This window comes from Roseovarius sp., from assembly GCF_040223625.1.
Taxonomy (GTDB): Bacteria; Pseudomonadota; Alphaproteobacteria; order Rhodobacterales; family Rhodobacteraceae; genus Roseovarius.
Genome location: NZ_JAVKFX010000046.1, coordinates 1 through 7675 on the forward strand (window position 1 = coordinate 1; position 7675 = coordinate 7675).

6 protein-coding genes and 1 pseudogene are annotated in these 7675 nt (G+C 65.0%); 1 reads left to right on the top strand and 6 read right to left on the bottom strand.

The features are described from left to right. Positions 1-124: 124 nt before the first annotated feature. The 6 genes from RLN94_RS13870 to rfbC form a co-directional block, all read right to left on the bottom strand. On the bottom strand, positions 125-3004 hold the full coding sequence (locus tag RLN94_RS13870) for a glycosyltransferase family 2 protein (RefSeq protein ID WP_350125637.1): 2880 nt from the start codon (positions 3002-3004) through the stop codon (positions 125-127). A 78-nt stretch (positions 3005-3082) separates the two neighbouring features. Beyond that, complete coding sequence (gene rfbA, locus RLN94_RS13875) at positions 3083-3961, bottom strand: glucose-1-phosphate thymidylyltransferase RfbA (RefSeq protein ID WP_350125640.1); 879 nt, start codon at positions 3959-3961, stop codon at positions 3083-3085. Positions 3962-3967: 6 nt separating this feature from the next. Continuing rightward, positions 3968-4759, bottom strand: coding sequence for a sulfotransferase family 2 domain-containing protein (locus RLN94_RS13880; RefSeq protein ID WP_350125643.1), 792 nt, complete (start codon positions 4757-4759; stop codon positions 3968-3970). A 34-nt stretch (positions 4760-4793) separates the two neighbouring features. Continuing rightward, the gene (gene rfbD, locus RLN94_RS13885) at positions 4794-5642 is read right to left on the bottom strand and encodes a dTDP-4-dehydrorhamnose reductase (RefSeq protein WP_350125646.1); all 849 of its coding nucleotides are present in this window, start codon (positions 5640-5642) and stop codon (positions 4794-4796) included. 3 nt (positions 5643-5645) lie between these two features. Next, positions 5646-6689 carry a dTDP-glucose 4,6-dehydratase gene (gene rfbB, locus RLN94_RS13890; RefSeq protein ID WP_350125649.1) on the bottom strand — a complete coding sequence of 348 codons (1044 nt, stop codon included), beginning with the start codon at positions 6687-6689 and terminating at the stop codon, positions 5646-5648. Then, positions 6686-7255, bottom strand: a complete 570-nt coding sequence (gene rfbC / locus RLN94_RS13895; RefSeq protein ID WP_350125652.1) for a dTDP-4-dehydrorhamnose 3,5-epimerase — start codon at positions 7253-7255, stop codon at positions 6686-6688. The genes rfbB and rfbC overlap by 4 nt, the downstream gene beginning before the upstream one ends. A gap of 338 nt (positions 7256-7593) precedes the next feature. Between rfbC and RLN94_RS13900 the strand changes: the two are divergent. After that, positions 7594-7675 (top strand): annotated as a pseudogene (locus RLN94_RS13900) (IS6 family transposase); the annotation flags it as partial.

The window sequence follows — 7675 nt, forward strand, 5'->3', positions numbered from 1 at the left end:
ACGTCGAATGACACTCAAAAATCCCATGTCGATCACTCCATGTCTCCCCGACAAAACCCGTCAGGGAAAGGTGTTCACATGGGTCAATTCTCAGTGAAAAATTTGAAGCCTACCGGGTCACTTCTCAGCGGAAACTAACACCCGTCAGGCAATAATCGCAAACCCACTCGTTCCGTGCCGCGGCCGTCGTGAGGGCCCGCTGCGACGCCGCCGCCGGAAGCACCTGAACGCGTCGCCCAACCGTCCGTTCCAGCTGCGCCGCCCCCGCTGTCGAGGTGACGAAAACATGGTCGAACGCATCAACATCCGCCGCGTCCTCGCCCGGCGCCCACATCCACCTGACCAGGGTCAGCCATGGCCCGGCATTCCCGACCTTCCGCAGATCGAACCGCTCGGTCAGGACAATTGCGATGTCCACACCCGCAAGATCGGTCCAGCCGCTCTCCGGGATGTGACGGACATGACAGGCCACCTGCCGTTGCAACGCCGCTCCAAGCTCGCGCGCCATCACCGCGCCGTCATCCGCATCGCTCAGGAAGGCCACAACCGGTCTCGCCCCGGCAACCAAAGCCGGATCGGTCAATCGCGTCGCCCTTGCCAACCGCCGGATCGACGCCCCCCAGCGAGAGGTGAACACCTCGGCATTCCGACCGATCCGCACCCCGGTAAGTGCGGTTTTCTGGCGGCTGTACCCCCGGTGATGCGCAATCACGATATCGTTCGCGCATATCACGTTCAGCCCCAGGTCGCGCCGAACCCTGAGGCACAGGTCGACATCCTCCAGCCCATAGACATAGGCCTCGTCAAATCCGCCGACGCGCAGAAAATTCGCCCGTCGCATCGCAAGAAACGCACCGGTCACCGCGATGCAGCGGGTCGCAGGCGCCTGCGCATCCGTTTCCGACCCATTGCGCGCCTCGTAGGGCCGGATCAGGCCCTCCTCCGTGGTCCGCCTGTCCAGGAACACGCCGAGATGCTGGTCGATCCGAAGCCCCGCATCCGCACCGACATGATCGAGAAGCCGCGCCCCCACGACACCGCTACTGGCCGCGGAAAGATGGCTGCGCACCCGGTCACCGAACCCCTCGGTAAAGACAAGATCGTTATTGGCGAAGACGAGGATGCTGCCGCTGGCCTGCCGGGCCCCGAAATTGTTCGACGCGGAAAAGCTGTCGTTCCGCCCGCGTGGAAGGAAGCGGATGGTCGCGCCCCCTTTCGCGTGTTCCCTGCACACGTCCTCCGACCCGTCGACCGAGCCGTGGTCCACGATGATCCACTCTGTCCTGTCCGAAAGATCCCCCTCCGCGCAGGACCTGAACATCGCGTCCAGCAGGTCGGCACCATCGCGGTTGAGAACGACCACGGAGATCGTTGTTCCCGGCTCCGCCGCACCGCGCGGCTCCACGCGTCGCGGCGCATCCATTGTGGCGCGGTCCACCCGGCCCTCCGGGGCCGGGAGAAGAATGCTGCCGTTGACAAGGCCGCCCGCCGCGCCGATGGGCACGACCGAAAGCCGGACCTCTTCGAGCGGCGCCATGTTCGGCGGCAGCTCGAACTTGAAGCCGCAGAACCCCCACCCCCCGTACCGGGTCTGCGCCTCCTTTCGGTAGAACCGCGTCCTTGTATAGGCAAACGGCGTTTCGCCAAGCTTCAGAACCAGCTCGACCGGGGCATCCGGCTGCTCTTCACAGACGGCCCAGCCCGTCACGTCCTGCGGGCCGAAGGTCTCGACCTCGCCTGCCACCGTGGCATCGGCGGGCATGGCCGGGGGCGCCGTTTCCAGCTCGAAACCTCTCGTGTCGACGGGCCGGTCGAGGGGCCAGGACGCCACCGCAGTCAGCGTTCTGAAATCCTCGAACGCGACGACAACCAGGCGATCGCGCTGGTGAGGCCGCAACGGAAGCCTGAACGCGAACTGACATGACGATCCGGCCCCCGGCAGCGACCCAGAAGACGGTGGGTTGGCCAGTGCCGAGGCAATCGCCGTTACCCCGATCCTCAATTCAACCCGAACCGGCATCCCCGGGTAGACCGGGTGAACGGCCTCCCCCTCGACCAGAAGCTCATGGCCTTTGATCTTGCATGTCCGGATGCGCAGGTGCTCCGATACAGGCGTCTTGGTGATCTCGGCAGCACCAGGTTCGGCCATCCACAATGGATGGCCCTCCCCCTCGGCCTGACTTACCTTCAGCAACTGACTGTCGCCCAGCTCCCGCCCGAAAACGGCACCGATCCCCGCGTCGGACGCCTGAAAGCCGCCGAACTGCGCATCTCCTTCCCGCCTGATTGCGCCGGACAAGCCGGTGTCATGCACAGACCAGTAGAGGCTGTCGGCCCTTGTCAGCGCCCCGCCGGCAAGCTGCTGCCGATCGGCCCGTACGGAAATGGCATAGACGGGCGGCGACGCCAGGTGCGCGCCAAGATCGCCGACCGGCCGTGGCGCGAAACTCGACAGGGGCAGCGCCTCTTCCCTCTTAACGCTTTGCCTCGTCCCGGCATCGAGGTCCCCGTCGAACCAGTCATAGGCGCACTCCGCCAGCAGGAACTGCGCATCCCTCGGCACATCGACAAGGATGTCCATACGATGCTTGCGATCCATCCTCTTGCACAGGAACGCGCCGGCAATGTCGTACCAGTATCCCCGCTCGAGCGGCATCCGGGCACCCGGTGCAGCGGCAAGATCCGTGCGGTGTCGGGTACGGAGGTTCGTGACCGCAACGAAAGGCTTCACGATCGCGCGCTTTTCGGCATGCAACGGCAACATGACGAACCGGGCCCCCAGCGCCGGCTTGTTTTCCGGCTTCACCTTCAGATGCAACCGGATCCAGCCCTGACCGGGTGACGTGGCAATCCGAATGACCGGCCGCCCCTGATAGAAGATGAAGTCGGCCCTTGCCGGCGGGGCGCCGGCCGTGTCTCGCCATTCGAGCGAAAGGTCTTCGGTCAACTGCAGGGCTGAACCGGACTGCGAAAACGCCTCCTTTCCGGTCCAGTCAGATCTCATGCCATGATCCTCCGTCCCATCGACAGAAGCCGGTCGGACAGGTTTCATCCCGGCCCTCGGCTCCCCGCACGCTAACCCTTACTCGTCCAGCCTCTTCATCAGGTACTTGCCATACTCGTTCTTGCTGTACAGCTTGGCCAGTTCGCGCAACTCGTCCCGCCCGATCCAACCCTTGTCAAAGGCGATCTCCTCGGGGCAACCCGTCTGAAGGCCCTGCCGCTTCTCCAGCGTGCGCACGAAATTGCCCGCATCCAGCAAAGAGCCATGCGTGCCCGTGTCAAGCCAGGCATAGCCCCGCCCCATGCGCTCGACCGACAGGATCCCTTCGCCCAGATACATCTCGAGAAGCGTGGTGATCTCCAGCTCGCCTCGCTTGGAAGGCCGCACCTCCCGCGCCCGCTTCGGTGCATCGCCATCGAGGAAATACAGGCCCGTCACCGCGAAATTCGAGGGTGGCACCTCCGGCTTCTCGATGATCTTCGTGGCCTGCCCCTCCGCGTCGAAACCGACCACGCCGTACCGCTCCGGGTCGGACACGCGATACCCGAACACCGTCCCCCCGCTCTCCTGCGCATCGGCGCGCCCCAGCAGTTGCGACAAACCGTGCCCGAAGAAGATGTTGTCGCCCAGAACCATCGCTGAAGGCGCACCGGCAAGGAAATCCTCCGCCAGAAGATAGGCCTGGGCCAGCCCGTCGGGGCTCGGCTGGACGATATAGGTGAACGACATCCCCCACTGGCTTCCGTCGCCAAGCAGCCGCTGAAACGACGCCTGGTCGGTCGGCGTGGTGATGATGGCGACCTCGCGAATGCCCGTCAGCATGAGCACCGAGATCGGATAATACACCATCGGCTTGTCATAGATCGGCAGAAGCTGCTTCGAGACACCGATCGTGATCGGGTAGAGGCGCGTTCCCGAGCCGCCGGCGAGGATTATGCCTTTGCGCGATTGCGACATCGAACGTCACTCCTTTCGTGCTATGAGACTCGTCGGGAACAGCAGGTCGGCCGTGCCGAAACGCTCCGCATAAATCTGAATGTCCGCCTGATACAACGCGCCGACCCGCTCCGCCAGCGCCGCATCGTAAAGACACGCATGCGCCGGCGCCCGTCCTTCGCGCTTCATCTCGGCGAGCGCCGAAAGCGGCGTGTCGGCGTGGCATTCGTCTGTCACCAGCTCGACCTGGTCGGTGCCATGACGGGTGAGTGGCCGGGCATCGGTGATGTCCATTCCACTTTTCCTCTCGATCTCCCCGACGGCCGAACCGAACTGCTCCAGCGCATAGTAGGCATCGTACGCCTCGTAGACCAGAAAATCCTCCTGCGGGCGCCAGTGGATGTTGGCACGAAGGCTCTCCTGCCGCGCGATCGCATCGACGAACTGCCGGAACGTCAGGCCGTGCTCGTCAAGCTGGTCGCCCTCCAGCCGGTACAGGGCCCAGAACTCCGGCGTCTTCGACACGATCTTGTCAAGGAACACGCTCGCCAGCCGGGCATGTGGACAGCGCAGGATCACGAAGGTGAAATTCGCCGTCACCAGCTCGCGCAAACTCGCAGAGAACGTCCTGTTGTTGGGATGGATCCACGTCCAGTCCTCCACCCCCTCGATGCATCCGTTCGCCATGGCAAGGCTGACCCGCATCGTCGAACAGGCATTCTTCGGTATGAAGGTGTAAACCGCGTTCGTCGGATAGCAGACAAGCGCATGGCCCGCCGCAAAGCCGTGGGCCTCGTTCGCGCCCAGACCCACGTTCATTTTCCTTGCATGCCTGAGAAGCCGCCGCCGCATGTTACGCCGACAGGTCCGCCAGCACCCGGAGAAGGCCCTCGCGCCAATCCGGCCGGGCCACCCCGAACATGTCTTCCAGCGACGAACAGTCCATCCGCGAATTGCCGGGCCGTTTCGCCTTGGTCGGGTAGGCGGAAGACGGGATCCCCTCCACCGTCACGCCCCGATCGGCCTGCGCGAAGATCTCCCGCGCGAAATCGGCCCAGCTCACATCCGGCCGGCCCGAGAAATGGTGGATGCCGCCCGGCCCGGCCGCCCCGCCAAGGCCCCGGACAACGGCAAGACAGGCCCGCGCGATATCGCCCGCCTCGGTCGGCCCGCCGACCTGGTCCTCCACGATCGTCAGGTGATCCCGCGTCTCTGCCAGCCGCAGCATCGTCTTGACGAAATTGTTGCCATGGGCCGAAAACACCCACGACGTGCGCAGGATGGCAAAGGCTCCGCCCGCCGCAACGACACCCCGCTCGCCCGCCAGCTTGCTCCGGCCATAGGCGCCCAGCGGCGCGGTCGCGTCCTCCGGCCGCCACGGGTCCGTGCCGCTGCCGTCGAAGACGTAATCGGTCGATATGTGCACGAAGGGTAGCCCGCGCGCCGCCGCGGCCCGGGCCATGGCCGCCGGCGCGTCGCCGTTGATCACCGTGGCAAGGGCTTCCTCGTCCTCGGCCTTGTCGACCGCGGTATAGGCGGCGGCGTTGATCACGCCCGTGGCCTCCGTCTCGCGGATGATCTCGGCACAGGCCTCCGGATCGCTCAGGTCCGCCGCGTCCCGGCCGAGACAGACGACATCGCCGCCGGCCCGCGCCAGCTCGGTCGCCACCTGTCCCGTCTTGCCGAACACCAGAACCGTCATCGCCTAGCCCGCCTTGCCCAGCCGCTCGCCAACACCCTGCCGGCCCTGCAACGCGCGCCACCAGCCCTCGTTGTCGAGATACCATTGCACCGTCCGCTCGAGCCCCTCCGCCAGCGTCACCGAAGGCCGCCAGCCCAGCTCCTCGCGTATCCGCGCGGGCTCGATCGCATAGCGCAGGTCATGCCCCGGCCGATCCGCCACGAAGGTGATCAGCTCGGCATAGCCCCCCGCCTCACGCGGCCGCTTCTCATCCAGGATGCCGCAGATCCGCCGGACGATCTCGATATTCGTCGCCTCGTTCTCGCCCCCGATATTGTAAGACCGCCCCAGCGCCCCCTTCTCCAATACCGTCAGCAACGCGTCCGCGTGATCCTCCACGTAAAGCCAGTCGCGCACGTTCTCGCCCTTGCCGTAGACCGGCAGCGGCTTGCCGGCGAGCGCGTTCAGGATGATCACCGGGATCAGCTTCTCGGGGAAATGATAGGGCCCGTAATTGTTGGAACAGTTCGACAGCACCACCGGCAGCCCGTAGGTTTCGTGCCACGCCCGCACCAGGTGATCCGACGCCGCCTTCGACGCCGAATAGGGCGAGCGCGGATCGTAGGGCGTCTCCTCGGTGAACTTGCCGGTCGCCCCCAGCGAGCCGAACACCTCGTCGGTCGAGATATGGTGAAACCGGAAGCCCTCCGGCCGCCCCTGCCCGACCCAGTATTTCCGCGCCGCCTCCAGCAGCGTATAGGTCCCGGTCACGTTGGTCTCGACGAAGGTCCCCGGCCCGTCGATCGACCGGTCCACGTGGCTTTCCGCCGCAAGATGCATCACCGCGTCGGGCTCGTGCGCCGCGAACACCCGGTCCAGCGCCGCGGCATCGCGTATATCCGCCTCCTCGAAGGCGTAAAGCGGGCTGCCCGCCACCTCCGCCACGTTCTCCAGGCAGGCCGCATAGGTCAGCGCATCGAGGTTCACCACCTCGTGCCCCCGCGACACGGCCAGCCGCACCACGGCCGACCCGATGAACCCGGCCCCGCCCGTCACCAGAAGCTTCATGCCGGCCCCTCCCACACGAAGGGGCTATCGAAATCCTTCATGAACGGCGCCTTGGCATCCTTCTCGGAAAGCACGGCTTCGCCCGCCTCAAGGCCCCAGTCGATCCCGATCTCGGGATCGTCGAACCGCACCGCCCCGTCACACTCGGGCGCGTAGTAATCGGTGCACTTGTAGATGATCTCCGTATCGGGCTCCCGCGTCGCGAACCCGTGCAGAAAGCCCTCGGGAATGAACAACTGCCTGCCGTTCTCGAAGCTCAGCTCGACCCCCACCCATTTGCCGAAAGTCGGGCTGCCCTTGCGAATGTCCACGGCCACATCGAACAGCCGGCCCCGCCCGCAACGCACCAGCTTGGCCTGCGCATGCGGCGGCGACTGGAAGTGCAAGCCCCGCACCGTGCCGGGCTTTGCCGACAGGGAATGGTTGTCCTGAACGAACTCCGCCTCGACGCCCGCATCCATCAGCCGGCGGCGGTTCCAGCTTTCGGAAAAGAAGCCCCGCGCATCGCCGTGACGCTGCGGCGTCAGGATCACGACCCCCCCGAGCTCGGTCTGTTCAACGTGCAAATCGATCTCCATCGTGTCCCAGGGGCATGAGCCACATGATCCGTATTTTGTGTTCCCTCGAAATGCAAGCACGGACCCCGGACAAAGCGTCTTTCGGCAAAGAGGCAAGCGCCGGTGTCTGTTTTTGCAGCCGATGGCGCAGTGGCGGACCGCACCGCAAGGCACGGACAAGCCGAAAATCCCGTCTCGTTTCGCGGGGGGCCGACGGCGAAACGCGCCATCGGCGACGATTGGAATCAATCCTGACGGACGCTGCCCCATTCGTCCGAAATCGCCCGCGGTGGCAGTGTCAGAGGGATGAGCTTGCGAGCGACCTCGCTGGCCCCTACCCTTCCTGAATGAGTAAGCCCAATCCGTTTCGCTACTTTCGAACAAGCCGTGAAATCATCCGGCTGGCGGTAATGATGTACGTCAGATTTC